Source organism: Kushneria sp. AK178 (assembly GCF_053903105.1).
This window is the reverse complement of record NZ_CP096381.1, coordinates 1,785,408-1,799,846: the sequence shown is the minus strand read 5'-3', so window position 1 is coordinate 1,799,846 and position 14,439 is coordinate 1,785,408. Positions and strand designations below refer to the sequence as shown.

General features: G+C 62.9%; 17 protein-coding genes, 1 tRNA gene and 1 riboswitch. Of the genes, 5 read left to right on the top strand and 13 right to left on the bottom strand.

Annotated elements, in window-relative coordinates:
• Positions 1-4 precede the first annotated feature (4 nt).
• The 13 genes from M1D97_RS08075 to cobT form a co-directional block, all read right to left on the bottom strand.
• Positions 5-319 carry a hypothetical protein gene (locus tag M1D97_RS08075; RefSeq protein ID WP_456267234.1) on the bottom strand — a complete coding sequence of 105 codons (315 nt, stop codon included), beginning with the start codon at positions 317-319 and terminating at the stop codon, positions 5-7.
• A gap of 188 nt (positions 320-507) precedes the next feature.
• Positions 508-645, bottom strand: coding sequence for a hypothetical protein (locus tag M1D97_RS08070; protein ID WP_456267233.1), 138 nt, complete (start codon positions 643-645; stop codon positions 508-510).
• A gap of 154 nt (positions 646-799) precedes the next feature.
• Positions 800-876: transfer RNA gene (locus tag M1D97_RS08065), tRNA-Pro, on the bottom strand.
• An 80-nt stretch (positions 877-956) separates the two neighbouring features.
• A complete protein-coding gene (locus M1D97_RS08060; protein ID WP_456267232.1) occupies positions 957-1,619 on the bottom strand; it encodes a metallophosphoesterase in 663 nt (220 codons plus the stop codon).
• Positions 1,620-1,692: 73 nt separating this feature from the next.
• Entirely contained in the window at positions 1,693-1,848 is a 156-nt protein-coding gene (locus M1D97_RS08055; RefSeq protein WP_456267231.1) for a YqaE/Pmp3 family membrane protein, read from the bottom strand.
• Between the two features lie 51 nt (positions 1,849-1,899).
• Positions 1,900-2,424 (bottom strand): hypothetical protein, encoded by a 525-nt coding sequence (locus M1D97_RS08050; RefSeq protein ID WP_456267230.1) that lies wholly within the window; start codon positions 2,422-2,424, stop codon positions 1,900-1,902.
• Between the two features lie 251 nt (positions 2,425-2,675).
• Complete coding sequence (gene bluB, locus M1D97_RS08045; RefSeq protein ID WP_456267229.1) at positions 2,676-3,320, bottom strand: 5,6-dimethylbenzimidazole synthase; 645 nt, start codon at positions 3,318-3,320, stop codon at positions 2,676-2,678.
• Positions 3,317-4,423 (bottom strand): aminotransferase class I/II-fold pyridoxal phosphate-dependent enzyme, encoded by a 1,107-nt coding sequence (locus M1D97_RS08040; RefSeq protein WP_456267228.1) that lies wholly within the window; start codon positions 4,421-4,423, stop codon positions 3,317-3,319. Before M1D97_RS08040 ends, bluB begins: the two co-directional genes overlap by 4 nt.
• Positions 4,420-5,361, bottom strand: coding sequence for an adenosylcobinamide-phosphate synthase CbiB (cbiB, locus tag M1D97_RS08035; protein WP_456267227.1), 942 nt, complete (start codon positions 5,359-5,361; stop codon positions 4,420-4,422). Before cbiB ends, M1D97_RS08040 begins: the two co-directional genes overlap by 4 nt.
• Positions 5,362-5,412: 51 nt before the next feature.
• Positions 5,413-6,066: a histidine phosphatase family protein gene (locus M1D97_RS08030; protein WP_456267226.1), complete on the bottom strand. Its 654-nt coding sequence runs from the start codon at positions 6,064-6,066 to the stop codon at positions 5,413-5,415.
• Positions 6,063-6,584, bottom strand: a complete 522-nt coding sequence (gene cobU / locus M1D97_RS08025) for a bifunctional adenosylcobinamide kinase/adenosylcobinamide-phosphate guanylyltransferase (RefSeq protein WP_456267225.1) — start codon at positions 6,582-6,584, stop codon at positions 6,063-6,065. The genes M1D97_RS08030 and cobU overlap by 4 nt, the downstream gene beginning before the upstream one ends.
• The gene (gene cobS / locus M1D97_RS08020; protein WP_456267224.1) at positions 6,577-7,359 is read right to left on the bottom strand and encodes an adenosylcobinamide-GDP ribazoletransferase; all 783 of its coding nucleotides are present in this window, start codon (positions 7,357-7,359) and stop codon (positions 6,577-6,579) included. Before cobS ends, cobU begins: the two co-directional genes overlap by 8 nt.
• Positions 7,356-8,387 (bottom strand): nicotinate-nucleotide--dimethylbenzimidazole phosphoribosyltransferase, encoded by a 1,032-nt coding sequence (gene cobT / locus M1D97_RS08015; protein WP_456267223.1) that lies wholly within the window; start codon positions 8,385-8,387, stop codon positions 7,356-7,358. Before cobT ends, cobS begins: the two co-directional genes overlap by 4 nt.
• 131 nt (positions 8,388-8,518) lie before the next feature.
• Positions 8,519-8,729: riboswitch (cobalamin riboswitch) on the top strand.
• A 194-nt stretch (positions 8,730-8,923) separates the two neighbouring features.
• On the opposite strand from cobT, the gene M1D97_RS08010 reads away from it, so the two are divergent.
• The 5 genes from M1D97_RS08010 to cobW are packed head-to-tail and all read left to right on the top strand — an operon-like array spanning position 8,924 to position 14,434.
• On the top strand, positions 8,924-10,900 hold the full coding sequence (locus M1D97_RS08010; RefSeq protein WP_456267222.1) for an AAA family ATPase: 1,977 nt from the start codon (positions 8,924-8,926) through the stop codon (positions 10,898-10,900).
• A complete protein-coding gene (cobO, locus tag M1D97_RS08005) occupies positions 10,897-11,529 on the top strand; it encodes a cob(I)yrinic acid a,c-diamide adenosyltransferase (RefSeq protein ID WP_456267221.1) in 633 nt (210 codons plus the stop codon). The genes M1D97_RS08010 and cobO overlap by 4 nt, the downstream gene beginning before the upstream one ends.
• A complete protein-coding gene (locus M1D97_RS08000; RefSeq protein WP_456267220.1) occupies positions 11,529-12,878 on the top strand; it encodes a cobyrinate a,c-diamide synthase in 1,350 nt (449 codons plus the stop codon). Before cobO ends, M1D97_RS08000 begins: the two co-directional genes overlap by 1 nt.
• Complete coding sequence (locus tag M1D97_RS07995) at positions 12,850-13,470, top strand: cobalamin biosynthesis protein (RefSeq protein WP_456267219.1); 621 nt, start codon at positions 12,850-12,852, stop codon at positions 13,468-13,470. The genes M1D97_RS08000 and M1D97_RS07995 overlap by 29 nt, the downstream gene beginning before the upstream one ends.
• Positions 13,376-14,434 carry a cobalamin biosynthesis protein CobW gene (cobW, locus tag M1D97_RS07990; RefSeq protein WP_456270193.1) on the top strand — a complete coding sequence of 353 codons (1,059 nt, stop codon included), beginning with the start codon at positions 13,376-13,378 and terminating at the stop codon, positions 14,432-14,434. The genes M1D97_RS07995 and cobW overlap by 95 nt, the downstream gene beginning before the upstream one ends.
• The last annotated feature ends 5 nt before the right edge of the window (positions 14,435-14,439 follow it).

Genomic DNA, 14,439 nt, shown 5'->3' with positions numbered 1-14,439 from the left:
GCGGCTACCCCTGACCCTCGCAGGGGTACCACTTGTTGCGCTGATCGATGATCTCCCGCGGATAACCGGTCATCTGAATGGAGGGCTGCTTCATGGCCTCGGCGCGCAGAATGTTGACATGCATGTTCTCCGGTGAATCCACGGAGACCACTTCCCCGATCATCAGGAAATTGCCCCAGGTGGCATCACTGTAGGGCTGGCATACCTTCATCCCGTTGTAGCCGACCAGCGCCGGCGGTGGCGGCGCTACCGCGGCGGTGTCCGGTTGATTCGAAGAAAAAAGGGAACACCCTGATAGTGTACCGATGGCCAGTGTCATACCCAGCCATCGTGTAGCGCTTTTCAATTGACGAGCCACACCGTTCTCCCGAGCCTGCAATGATCCAGATTGAAAGGTTTTTTGAGCGCCAAACAAGGGGATTGGACGCGCGCATCAGCATAACCGCGACCATATGACCTTGTCCCGACCCTTTTTGCACTCGATGCCGCGCGCATGGACAGCCGCCATCAGGTCCGTTTGCGCCAGATATCCCATGCTACGCCGCAGGCAATGCCAAGCATGATGCACAGCGCCATACTCTGACTGGGGAGCCAGGCCACCAGTCCCACCACTGTACCGACCAGCATGCCGGGAAGATTTTTCATCGTGCGCTCTCCTGACCAGTAAAATCAGGCCTTATTCAAACAAAAGCGGCCGCTCGGGGCACGAGGATAAGCATGACGAGAAAAAGACACTCGAGCAATAAACACAAAAAGGCCGCTTCGGCTGTTTACCGAAAGCGGCCCTTTATCGATTCGTTGGTCGGGGCGACAGGATTCGAACCTGCGACCTCCACAACCCCATTGTGGCGCGCTACCAAGCTGCGCTACGCCCCGACGCTGCTCTCGATATTGCCGAGAACGGGGCGTATCCTACATCACTGTTCTGCAAAAGGAAAGAGGTTGTTCGCGAACTTTCAGGAATTCCTGCGGCCTTTCATCATGGCAGCGACATCCTCGAGTCGCTCCAGCCAGATCCGGCCGCTGAAAAACGATCCCAGATCGATGTAGCGCACGTTGCCAAGCGTTCGGGGCTCGGGCACCGGGGTATGACCAACCACCACGGCATCGATGCCAGTGACGATGTGCTGATCCCCGGATTCGATACGCTGTCGTGACCAGAGCAGCGTGTCACGCGAAGTCTTGCGGATATCGGCCCAGTCCCGCGGGGGTTCGGCATGAACGATCCCCACTACGCCATGATCGGTCTCTACTTCAAAAGCCAGTGGCATTTTCATCATGGCCTCGGCAAGACGGTTTCTCAGCGTGACCTTGTCATACTGCTGGGACCACTCTCCTCCGTTACTCAACCACTGCCCCCAGTGATTATCGAACAGCGCATTGCGAGCCATCATTTCATGGTTGCCGGTAATGGCAAAACATCCGGGCTGATGCACCAGCTCCAGACACTGCAGGGAGTCCGGACCGCGATCGATCAGATCTCCCACGCTAAAGAGACGATCCCTGTCGGGATCAAAGTCGACCCGGGCCAGCTCGCGCTCGAGTAATGCGTAATGCCCGTGCAAATCGCCCACCACATAGTCATGACCACTGACATTGCGTTCGAATCGCTTGAGCATTCATGGACTCCAGAAGTTATTGAGCAGGGCGTGCATCATAACCGATGCGGGCAATGGTTTTGACCTCATGACCTCAGGTCACAACGATCAGGGCGTGAATGATACCGGGTATATAGCCCATCAGGGTAAGCAACAGGTTAAGCCAGAGCGCATCACCTGCTCCCACCGCCAGATAGACCGCCAGAGGTGGCAACAGAAAGGAAAGAACGATCAGGGAGACGGGGTCCATTGAAGCAGTCCCGCCGGCAGCGCCCCGAAGAAGCCCTGCCGGCATATCAGCTTACCAGCTGATGGCGTTTTTGATCTGCTCGGGGCTCAGGACATGACGGGCAAACTCCTGCCCCTGCCTGGAGGAGGCATCATACGGATTCTGCGTATTGATGTAGGCCACCAGTACCTGATCATCCCTGGTATCGATGACATGCGCCGGTGTCGAGCCGCTGCGATCCCTTGCCTGGTCCTGCATCTGCTCCCACTCCTGCTGCGGATAGGTCACCAGGGCCAGCAGGGGGGCCGGTGTGTTGTCGAGCTCGAAGTTCTTGTAGTAGAACACTGACATGTTCCGGGCATCGATACGCTGATCGTTCCACTCGAACGTATCGCGCTGGACCACGCTGTCCTGCCAGCTTTCAGGATAGCTAAAGGTATAGCCGACGGTCGTGTTCTGATAGCCCTGATTGGACTGCTGAATCACGCTGTCAATGTCGGGATCCTGCTGTCGCTGCTCGGAACCTGAACAACCCGCCACGGCAAACATGGCGCCTGCGATGGCCAGCGTGGTGGCCCCTTTTTTAATGAATGACATCCAGCATCCTCCTTGAGTCGATAAGTACGGCACAAATCAATATAGTCCATATCATGATTTAACAAATGTTCTAATGATATTTGAACCGTCAGCCAGGATGGTTAGAGCAGGATCCCTGTTGTGACGTCATCGTATTCATGCCCCCGTTCAAAGGTATTAATCTTCTGGCGATGTGGTGATACAAGACATCAACGCAAGGCTTGCAGCAGCATTATCGGGATGTGTGCATGAGGTGGGAGTCGATCGTTGCGCTATTCGGGCCAGCCATCGATACCCATCAGGGCGGTCAGGGAGCGACGTTGATCCCACTCCTTCTGCGCCAGCATGGGGGCGCTATAAAATTCTTCGACATGCCCCATGCAGAGGATAGCGATGGGCCGGGCGTCTGCGGGCGCACCGATCAGTGATCCAAGCGCCTCCGGATCAAACAGTGACACCCATCCCACGCCAATACCTTCCGCTCGACCTGCCAGCCAGAGGTTCTGGATCGCGCAGCTGGCCGAGGCGAGATCCATCTCGTTCATGGTCCGACGGCCAAACACATACTGCTCGCGTGACTCGCAAAGTGCTACCACCCACAGCTCCGGACACTCCCGAATGCCCTCGACCTTGAGCTCCAGAAACGCCTGCCCTCGCTCGTCGAGCGCCTGTGCCGTGGCATGACGCTCGTCATCCACGAGTTGCGCCATGGCTTCCCGCAGTGCCGGGTCGCGAATACAGACAAACCGCCACGGCTGCATGTAGCCCACGCTGGGGGCGTCATGTGCCGCTTCCAGCATGCGCTGCATCACGTCCGGGTCGACCGGGTCCGGCAGAAAGTGGCGCATATCCCGGCGCTCACGGATGGCCCGATAGATCGCTTCTCTGTCTGCCTCGCTGTAGGCATGGTGATTCATGAAGACTTTTCCATGGCGTTGCCGGCCGCGATCATCGCCTGCTCGAGTTGATGTGTGGTCCGCGAATTCTCATCGTGCAGGCCGAAGCGCAGTATGGCGCGCTGCGCATCAACTACCCACAAACGTGTCAGGACAGCCTGATGCAGAAGCGCTTCATGCCACTGCCGGGCGCAGGCCAGCGACATGTCGAAACCGTTGAACAGGGCACTTTGACGCCAGCGGCTGACATCACCATAAACGTTGAGCCGTTTTTCAAGCCACTGCCCCTGCTGTTGGCTGGCATGTTTCAGCGTTGTCCGCATGGTGTACTGCCAGCGCCGGTCTGTCAGAGCCTCCATGCCGGCCAGCTGAGCCGGTGATGTTACCCGCCAGGGGCCCTGCATCGATGACAGCTGCTGCAGGGTTGCTGACGACTCCGCCCCGACGACAGCGCCCAGACGCAGCCCGGCCAGGCCGAAAAACTTGCCCAGCGAGCGCAGCACAATAATGTTATCGACGATATCCGGCAGGAGGCTTTGCTCGGGCGTGGCATCGGCAAAGGCTTCATCGACGATCAGCAAGGCGCCCTTTTGCTGCAGCTCAGCGGCCAGCGTACGCAGGACATGGGGGGCCACATGCTGCCCGCCGGGATTGTTGGGATTGATGACGACCACGGCGCGCAGGTCAGCCGTATCAGCGACGCGCGTCATTATCGTGCCGGGCGTATCGGCATCGTAAAACAGGGTTTGATGACCAGCTTGGTGCCAGCGCCCCTCATGCTCCCGATAGCCGATATCAGGTAAAGCAACGCTCCCCGAAACAAAACAGTGCGGCAGTGCTTCGACGGCCCACTGCGAGCCGGGAATATTCAAGAGTGTGAGCGTTGGCCGAGCGCCGGTGTCGACCGCGTTGCCCAGATAGTACCGAACCGCTGCATCATGTAATCCCTGATCGTGATCCGGCAGCGCCTGACAGGCGCGCGCATCAATGGGCGTAATCGGATAGGGCCAGGGATTGATGCCGGTGGAAAGGTCCAGCCAATCGTGGCGTTCAAGGTTATACCGGCGACTGACTTCCGAGAGTCTGCCACCGTGCGCATACAGGGAGTCTGGGGCATCCTTCATGGCCATATCCACGTAATGACAAGCAGTGCGGCCAGCCATATCAATAGTGCATGCCATACAAGCTTACAGGCGCGCTGAATATCACGGCTCTCGGCGGGGCGCCCACCTCCCAGCACCGGACTTTCAATGTGCCTGCCGTGATAGCTGCCACCCCCGCCGAGTTGTATGCCCAGCGCGCCGGCGCCGGCGGCCATGACCGGTCCGGCGTTGGGACTTTTCCAGTTTCTGCCCTGTTCCCGCCAGCATCGAAGTGCCGCTCGACAGGTGCTTCTGGAAGCCTGCCAGTGCCAGCCGGCCAGTGCATAGGATAGTGCCGTCAATCGTGCCGGTATCCAGTTCATGACATCATCGGCCCGCGCAGCGACACGGCCGAAATGAAGATAGCGCTCACTGCGATAGCCCCACATGGCATCGAGCGTGTTGACGCTGCGGTAAAGAACAACGCCCGGTATGCCGGCGACGGCAAACCAGAACAGCGCCGCAAAGATTGCGTCGCTGCCGTTTTCGAGTACCGATTCACAGGTCGCGCGCGATATATCGGAGGCATCAAGCTGATCGGTATCCCGGCTGACCAGCATGGCCACTTGTTGGCGTGCTGTCATGATATCACCACCGGCAAGCGGCCTATAGACACCTCGAGCGTGTTCCATCAGGCTCCGTCGACCGATGGCCAGATAGAGAATGAAAACAGCCAGCAGGCTGTGCCAGATCCCTTCAACAATATGATCGAGTCCTATCGCCACCAGTATCAGCGGCGTAAGGACCAAAAGCCATCCCGCACACCCGGCGATCAGGGATGAGGCTTTCCCTGCTCTGACCGGGTAAAGACGTGTTTCAACGTGGATTACCCACCACCCCAACCCGATGAGTGGATGAAATCGACGAGGCTCCCCCCAGAGGTAATCAACCAAAATTGAAGCTATTATAATTAACCACATAAGAGATAACGGTATAATTTGAATGGGTCATGATTGTTGATTACCGTCACTCTATTCTCCCAGAGAGCAAAGTTGCTCAAACCGCTCATCACTTTGTCGATCAATATCGAGGCGCAACCGTGCCACGCCGGCATAGGGCAAATGCAGACGATGAAGATGGCTTGCCTGCCGGGTCGACATGCCCAGCCTCATTGCCAGCCAGCTCTTGATCACACCGGCATGACCGCACACCAGCAGACGTATCGGTGCCCCTGGCGCTCTCTGACTGTCCGCCAGTGCCATGCCCTTTCCAATAATGTGCTGCCAGCCCTGCTCGATGCGAATCAAAAAGTCATCGAGTGTCTCGCCGCCCGGTGGCGGAAACGCCTGAGGATCCGCCCAGAAATTCTCCAGCGCCGACCGGGAATGCTGTAACAGCTCTTCCGTGGGGACGCCATCCCAGTTTCCGAAATTCATCTCCATGGTCTCGGCGATGGTATGCAGCGGCACGTCCCAGTCATGCGCCAGCGTCTCCCCTGCGCTGGCGCAGCGTCTCAGCGGCGAGCTGATGATCAGATGCGGTCGTGGCAGTCGCTCTGCTGCCGCCAGCATGTCGGCTCGCCCCCGGGCACTCAGTGCCACATCGGTATGGCCGCGCAGACACTGCTGTGGCCCTTCACAGGCACCATGGCGCAGGCAATCGATCATCAGGGTCTGAAACGTCATGCCCTCTCCCCCTTGAGACACTGGGGCAGCCCGGCGACCACCCACCAGACGCGCTGACAGTGCTGAGCCAGCGTCTGATGAAGTCGGCCGGCCTCATCCACAAAGCGTCGCGACAGGGCATCCATGGGGACAATCCCCTGGCCCACTTCATTGCTGACCATCACTACACGGCCGGGCGCAGCGCCAAGCGCCTCCAGCAGTCGGCCGCGTTCCTGCACCAACCGCGCTTCGCCCTCCAGCAGGATATTGGTCAGCCACAGCGTCAGGCAGTCCACCAACAGCAGATGGTCGATACGGGCATGGCCGTCAATGGCATCGCCGAGCGCCAGGGGCGCCTCCACCAGCGCCCAGTGGGCCGGTCTTTGCGCCTGATGGGCCTCAATGCGCGAGCGCATTTCGCTGTCATCAAATATCTGCGCCGTGGCGATATAGGTCACCTGGCAGCCACTTTGCGCGGCCAGCCACTCGCCATGAGCGCTCTTGCCGCTGCGCGCGCCTCCCAGAATCAGCTCATGCATGCATTACCACCAGAACCAGATATAAAAGCATTTCGGTCATCTGCTGCACGGCGCCCAGCGCATCACCGGTGACGCCGCCAAGCTGTCTGTTCAGCCAGCGATAAAGAATCAGTCCCAAAAGCGCCGTGATCAGCAGCAGCATCACGCCCGACGCCACACCGGCAGCGAGCAGGGCCACAATGGTGGCCACGCCGATCAACCAGCCACGATCGCTGTGACGCTGCTGCCCGGTCAGCGCCTGCACCTTGCTGTCGGCGTCGTATCGCAGATAGGGCAGTATTCCCATCATGACGGCCGCCAGACCGCGGCTCAGACCGTGAGAAACGATCAGGGCCGTCATCACCAGCGCGGCATCCTGCTGCGCCAGCGCGCTCAACAGCAGCCACCGTCCGACCAGGCTCACGATAAGTGCCAGTACGCCGTAGCTGCCTACCCGGCTGTCCTTCATGATGGCCAGCCGCTGCGCCACGCTCTGCCCGCCGCCGAGGCCATCCATGCAGTCCGCCAGCCCATCCTCGTGCAATGCACCGGTGAGCCAGAGCGACAGGCCCAGAATCAAAAACACCGTAATCGACGCCGGCAGGAAGGCCTCGAGGCTGGCGTACACCAGGGCCAAGGCCAACCCGATCAGGGCCCCTGTCAGCGAGAACCAGCGATGGCAGCGACCCAGCGACTGCGGTGTCACCTCGCCACGAATGCGCACCGGCAGACGGGTCAGAAAACTCACCGACAGGCAGAACCATTGCCACTGACGCCTCAGGCCCTCATGACTCATAGCGTCAGACCGGCATCATCCAGCGAGGCCATCTCGTGATAAAAGGCCAGCGCCGATCGCAGCAGCGGCAGCGCCAGCGCCGCACCGGACCCTTCTCCCAGCCGCAGCCCCATGTGCAGCAGCGGCACCGCCTCAAGCTGGTTCAGCAGTGGCTTGTGACCGCGCTCGTTGCCGCAGTGCGAAAAGATCAGATAGTCCCGCGCTGCCGGCTCGATACGGCAGGCGCACAGCGCTGCCACGGTGGTGATGAAACCATCCACCAGAACCACCATGCCCTTCTCGGCTGCCGCCAGAATCGCTCCCACCATGCTGGCGATTTCAAATCCGCCCAGCGCCGCCAGCGTTGATTTCGGATCATGCAGCGTCTGAGCGTGGCGCTGCAGTCCCAGCTGCACGATCTCCTGCTTGCGCTTCATGACGGTCGGCGTCACGCCGCTGCCGGCCCCGATGCACATGTCAAACGGCAGATGGGTCAGCGCCGCCATCAGCGCGCTGGCACTGGTTGTATTGCCGATACCCATCTCACCCAGCGCGATCAGATTGCAGCCGTCGGCATAAAGCTCATCGACCAGTCGGCGACTATTGGCAAACGCTGTCTCGAGCTGCTCGGATGTCATGGCGGGCTCGCGATGAAAGGGCGCCGTCATCTCGCCCAGCCGGTGGTTGACCAGCTGCGGGTGCGGGTCGTGCGCCGTAAGTGTCCCGCAATCGATCACCCGTAGCGCCAGATCGGCCTGGCGACAGAACACGTTGATGGAGGCCGTTCCCGCCAGAAAGTGGTGCACCATTAAATGGGTGGTCGAGGGATCAACAATGGAGACGCCCTCGGCAGCCACGCCGTGATCGCCGGCAAACAGCAGCATGACCGGGTCGTCGATGGTGGTACGGGATGGCCCCAGAATGCGCACCAGCGATGCGGCAGTGGTTTCCAGCGTGCCCAGCGACCCCGGCGGCTTCAGCCGGCTATCGATATGGGACTGAATACTGGCATCGCTCGCCCCGTCAGGGGGGGAAATGTGAAAGGTCATGTCATTGACTCGGGTAAGCATGCGCAGACGCTACCAGGCCCCCGGCACCGGAACAACAATAAAGTGACACCACCCGGCAGGCGGGCCCGGTCGCCCCACCGCGTCGGACTTGACTCCATCATTGCCCCGGCCCACGATGAGCAGCGCTCGGGTGCCCGTGCCCTCTGCACGGGATAATCGGGAAAGTGATGCAAGTTCACTGCTGTCCCCGCAACGGTAATCGAGTGGCCTGAAGCAGGCATATCACCACTGACCCTTATGGTCGGGAAGGTGCTTCGGCCCGGCAGGAGTATACTCTGCCAGCTCGTCAGCCCGGAGACCGGCCCGGCGATAATACAGGGTGGTGATGCTCACGGCATCATCAGTAACCATTGCCACGCGTACGGGTCGATACGCAGGAGCACACGATTGACACATTTTCTTCCCGGGTGGCTGTCCCTGACGACAGCCGCTGCGCCTGCTGACGCCGCCACGGCCCATCAAGGGACCGTGCATGGTCGTGTCACGCCGTCACACCTCGCCTGTGTGGAGATGACATGACCCGCACCCCCCGTCCCCTTTTCCCCTTTGCGGCCGTGACCGGCCACGAACGCCTGAAGCTGGCCCTGATTCTGGCCGCGCTGGACACCCGTCTGGGTGGCGTACTCGTCAGCGGCCCGCGAGGCACCGCCAAATCCACGCTGGCGCGCAGTCTGGCCGAGCTGGCGCCCTTCTCCCGTTCGTCGCTGGTGACGCTGCCGCTGGGCGCCGATGAAGCGCAGCTGACCGGTACGCTGGATCTGGGGCGAGCGCTGAATGATCGCGACGTCGCCTTTCAGCCCGGGCTGCTCGCCCGCGCCCATGACGGCGTACTCTATATCGACGAGGTCAACCTGCTGCCCGATGCGCTGGTGGATCTGCTGCTCGATGTGGCCGCCAGCGGCATCAACCATGTCGAGCGCGACGGCATCAGCCATCAACACCCGGCGGAGTTTCTGCTGGTCGGCACCATGAATCCCGATGAGGGCGAGCTGCGCCCTCAGCTGCTGGACCGTTTCGGTCTGGCCGTGCTGGATCACCCCGCCCCGAATATCGAGCAGCGTCTGCAGATTGTCGAACGCCGTCTCGCCTTCGATCATGACCCGGAGGCCTTCCTGGATGCCTGGCAGGATGAGCAGACGCGGCTGAGCGAGCGGCTGTGCAGTGCCCGCGAACGCCTGCCGACGGTCACCCTGCCTCCCGAGCTGGCTCGCATTATTGCCAGGCGCTGTGTCGAGGCCGGCGTGGAAGGCGTGCGCGCCGACCTGGCCTGGCGCCGGGGCGCCCTGGCACACGCGGCCTGGCAGGGTCGGGACAGCGTCACGCTGGAAGATATCGAGGCGCTGGCGCCGCTGGTGCTGGCTCATCGGGCCCCCGGGTGGGAAGAGACGACCAACACGTCTGACAACGGCAACGCCGGCAATGATGATGACAACGGCAGCCCCCGGAATGACACCGCCGATGGAGAAAGCGGGTCGCCGGAGGAGACCGAAGCGCCCGACCGGTCAGGACGCTATCCGGGCCGCCGGACGCCCCCCGACGCGCCGAACCGACCTGATCTCGCGTCAGGCCATGATACCCCGGGCGAGCGAGCCGATGCGGCGCCACCGCCGCCGCACTCCGAAAGCAGCGAAGCCCCTCGGACGTCTGACGAGGATAGTGATGACCGTCGTGACAGGGAGAGCGGTGACTGGGGCCGCCTCCCTGCTCGGTCGATGTCGCTTGACCCGGAGTGCGTGGCCGACAGTTCCGCCCCGCTGCCGCCTGCCGGACCGGACGTGCGGCATCGACAGGCAAAGGCGTCGCTGAAGGGGCGTCATGCCCTTGGCCGCCAGCGCATCGACTGGCCCGGAAGCCTGCGCCGGGCGGCGACCCGCCAGGGCCACCCGGTGCCTGATTCGCCCCGGTCACTGGTCCACCAGCGCGAACGACGCCGTTTTGAGAGACTCACCTGCATCGTGCTGGATATTTCCGGCTCCAGCCTGAGCCGTCAATGCACTGACCAGCGCCAGCTTGAAAAGGCCCTGGCGCTGGTCGAGCGCCTCGCCGCGCAGGCCTATCTCGCCCGCGAGCAGCTGATGCTGCTGACGCTGGGGGGCGACGGCCTTGCCGAGGTCATGGCGCCCCGGCGCGCGCCGCGCACGATCGCCCCCCTGCTGGAAAAACTTTCCCCGGGCGGCGGCACTCCCCTGCGGCGCGGGCTTGATGACACCCGCCAGCGCCTGACGCAGCTCCAGCGCCAGAAGCCCGGCGTGACCACACGGCTCTGGATTCTGACCGACGCTCGCAGCCGTGATGACCTGGCGATTGCCCCCTTTGCCTGTGAGACGCACGTCGTGGACTGCGAGCCATCGGGGGGCGCGCTGGGTCGTGCGCCGGAACTGGCCGCAGCGCTTGGCGCCACCCGCCATGACCTTGACGACCTGACCGGGCGCACATCGGTCGCGCCGCGCACTCGCCCCCTGACGACGACACCGGCCGGGAGGACCCCATGAGCCAGCACCGTGATGATGACACCGGGGATACCACGCAGGACGCCACTCGCTACCAGCAGCGCATGGCCACCAAAAAACGCATCGTGGATGAGCGTATTGCCAATGCCGACCAGGAACGCGGCGTGCTGATCGTGCTCAAGGGCAATGGCAAGGGCAAGAGCAGCTCGGCCTTTGGCACCATGGCGCGCGCTCTGGGCCACGGGCAGCGCTGTGCGGTGATTCAGTTCATCAAGGGCCGGCGGGCCACCGGCGAGTATCTGTTTTTCAACGACCACCCTCGCGTTGATTTCCACGTCATGGGCCACGGCTTCAGCTGGGAAGTGCGCGACCCGGAGCGCGAGCGTCAGGCCGCCCAGGAGGCCTGGGCGCTGGCAGAAAGACTGCTTCGTGATCCGCAGTACCACTTCCTGCTCTTTGACGAGCTCTCCTACATGATCAAGTACGGCTATCTCGACGCCGAACGGGTCGCTCGGGCCCTCGAGGTGCGCCCGGCACATCAGAACGTGATGATCACCGGGCGCACCATGGCCCGCGAGATTCAGGAGATCGCCGACACCATCAGCGTCATCCACGACGAACGCCACGCCTTCCGTCTTGGCGTCAAGGCACAGGCAGGGATCGAATACTGATGTCGGATACCGCGTACTGCCCGGCGCTCTTTCTCTCCGCCATGGCCTCCGGCCAGGGCAAGACCACCGTGACCGCCGCCCTGGCCCGCTACCATCGTCGCCAGGGTCGCAGAGTAGTGGTCTTCAAGACCGGCCCCGACTACCTGGACCCGCAGATTCTGGCGCAGGCATCAAACGCATCGGTGGAACCGCTGGATCTGTGGATGGCCGGTGAGGCTTTCTGTCGCGAGCAGCTCCATCGCGCTGCTCGCGAGGCGGATCTGATCCTGATCGAGGGGGCCATGGGACTTCACGACGGCACGCCATCGAGTGCCGATCTGGCGGTGGCCTTCGATATCCCGGTGGCCTGTGTCATCAACGCCCGCGGCATGGCCCAGACCGTGGCCGCCATTGGTCTGGGGCTGGCCCGCTACCGCCCGGAGATGCGCTTTCACGGGCTGGTGGCCAATGCTCTGGGCAGCGAGCGACACCGCCAGCTGATCGAGGAGAGCCTGCCGGAAGACGTTCGACTGCTGGCCGCCATGCCCAGAGAAGAGCGCCTGGCTCTGCCCTCGCGCCATCTGGGCCTGGTTCAGCCCGGCGAGCAGGAGGACCCGGACAATCTGTCGCTCGAGGCGCGACTCGATGCCGCCGCCGAACTGCTCGACGGCCAGGCCCTGACCGAGCTGCCCCCGGCGGTGGCGTTCGAACCGCAGAATATCGACACGCCGCCGCGCGCGCTGCTCGGCAGGCGCATCGGGGTCGCCCGGGATGCCGCCTTCAGCTTTATCTACGCCGCCAACACCCGACTGCTGGAAGCGATGGGCGCCGAGCTGTGCTGGTTCTCACCGCTGACGGACACGGCGCTGCCGGACGATCTTGACGCCCTGTGGCTGCCGGGTGGCTATCCGGAGCTGCACGCCGCGGCGCTGGGCGCCAATCACGCCATGAATGAGGCCATTCGACAGTGCGATGCCCGCGGCCTGCCGATTCTGGCCGAGTGTGGCGGCATGCTCTATCTGCAGCAGACCCTGACCGACCAGGCCGGCATCTGCCACCCCATGGCCGACGTGCTGCCCGGCCACGGCGAAATGCGCACCAAACGCGGCTGTCAGGGCATGCAGAGCGCGCCCCTGGCGGAAGGCGAGATTCGCGGTCATGCCCATCATCACTCGCGCAGCCACGACACGCTGACGCCGATTGCCCACGGCCGACGCGCCAGCCATCCGGCGCCGGGTGAGGCGATCTTTCGCCGGGGTCGGCTGACCGCCAGCTATCTGCATCTGTTCTTCCCCTCCAACCCTGCCGCCGTGGCCATGCTGCTGGGCGGGGACGCCGCCCATGTCGAGCAACCCCAGCATGCCGGATGAGACGGCCCCCATCCCGGTTGCCCTCGGCGTAGGCTGTCGACGGGACTGTCCGCCGGAGGCGCTCAGACAGCTTGCCATGACCACCCTGGCACTGGCCGGGCTGCGCCCGGACCAGATCACGCTGATGGCGACACTGGAGGGTCGCCAGAGTGAGGCTGCCATCGCGTCACTGGCGACAGGGTGGCACTGCCCGTTGATGGCGCTGCCGGCAGAGGCGTTACAAGAGAGCGAACCCGACATGAGCCATGTCAGCGACGCCGCCCGTCGCGTTCATGGTGTGCCGGGCGTGGCCGAAGCCGCCGCGCTGGCCGCCATCCGCCGGCATACCGGTGCGCCGGCCCGGCTGCGCGTCACCCGCCAGCAGTGCGCCTGCGCCACCTGCGCGCTGGCCGTGCCGGCATCAATGATGGCCCTTACCGAATCATTCCCATTGTCAGGAGAGCATCATGACATCCATCGAGACTTCCCGCCCCGAGCTTCACAAGATTCCCGCCACTGTGGTGACCGGTTTTCTGGGCAGCGGCAAGACCACCCTGCTGTCGCACCTGCTGCGCAACGCCGGCGGCAAGCGCATCGCCGTGATCGTCAATGAATTCGGCGAGCTGGATGTCGACGCCGAGCTGGTGCGCAGCTGCCAGCTCGAGGCCTGCGAGGAGAACGAAGCCGTCGAGCAGGAAGAAGGCGTGTTCGAGCTTGCCAACGGCTGCATCTGCTGCACGGTGGAAGAGGAGTTTCTGCCGGTAATGCAGAAACTGGTCGAGCGGCGCGACCAGATCGATCATATCCTGATCGAAACCTCGGGCCTGGCCCTGCCCAAGCCGCTGGTTCAGGCGTTCAACTGGCCCGATATCAAGCAGTTCTGCACCGTCGACAGCGTCATTACGGTGGTCGACGGCCCCGCCCTGGCCGCCGGCCGGGTGGCTCACGATCACGAGCGCATCGAGGCGCAGCGTCAGGCCGACGAGAGCCTGGACCACGACCCCAGCCTGCAGGAGCTGCTCGACGACCAGCTTGCCTCGGCGGATCTGGTCATCATCAGCAAGGGCGATGCGCTGGACGACGAGGCGCGCCGGGTCCTGGAGCAGCAGCTGCGTGGGGAACTGCCCGAACGGGTCAAGACACTCTGGGCCACGCATGGGGAAGTCGACGTCGCCGCGGTCATGGGCATGCAGCTGGCCTCCGAAGGGCGGGCCGACGACATCCATACCCATCACGATGACCATCATGCCCACGGGCGCGAGCACCATCATGCCCATGACGACTTCGACTCCTGCGTGATCACGCTGGGCAGCGTGGACAGCGCCACGCTGATTCCGGCGCTGGAGCAGGAACTGGCCGAGCAGACCATCTATCGGATCAAGGGCTTTGTCGATGTCGGCAAGCCCATGCGCCAGGTGCTGCACGCCGTGGGCAACCGCCTGACCCATCACTTTGACCGCCCGTGGCGCAGCGACGAGACGCGCCAGACCCGGCTGGTGGTCATCGGCAAGGGGCTCGATCGCGAACGCCTGCAGCGTGTGCTGTCCGAGGCCGAGCAGCACGAACGGATCAGCTGAGTTCC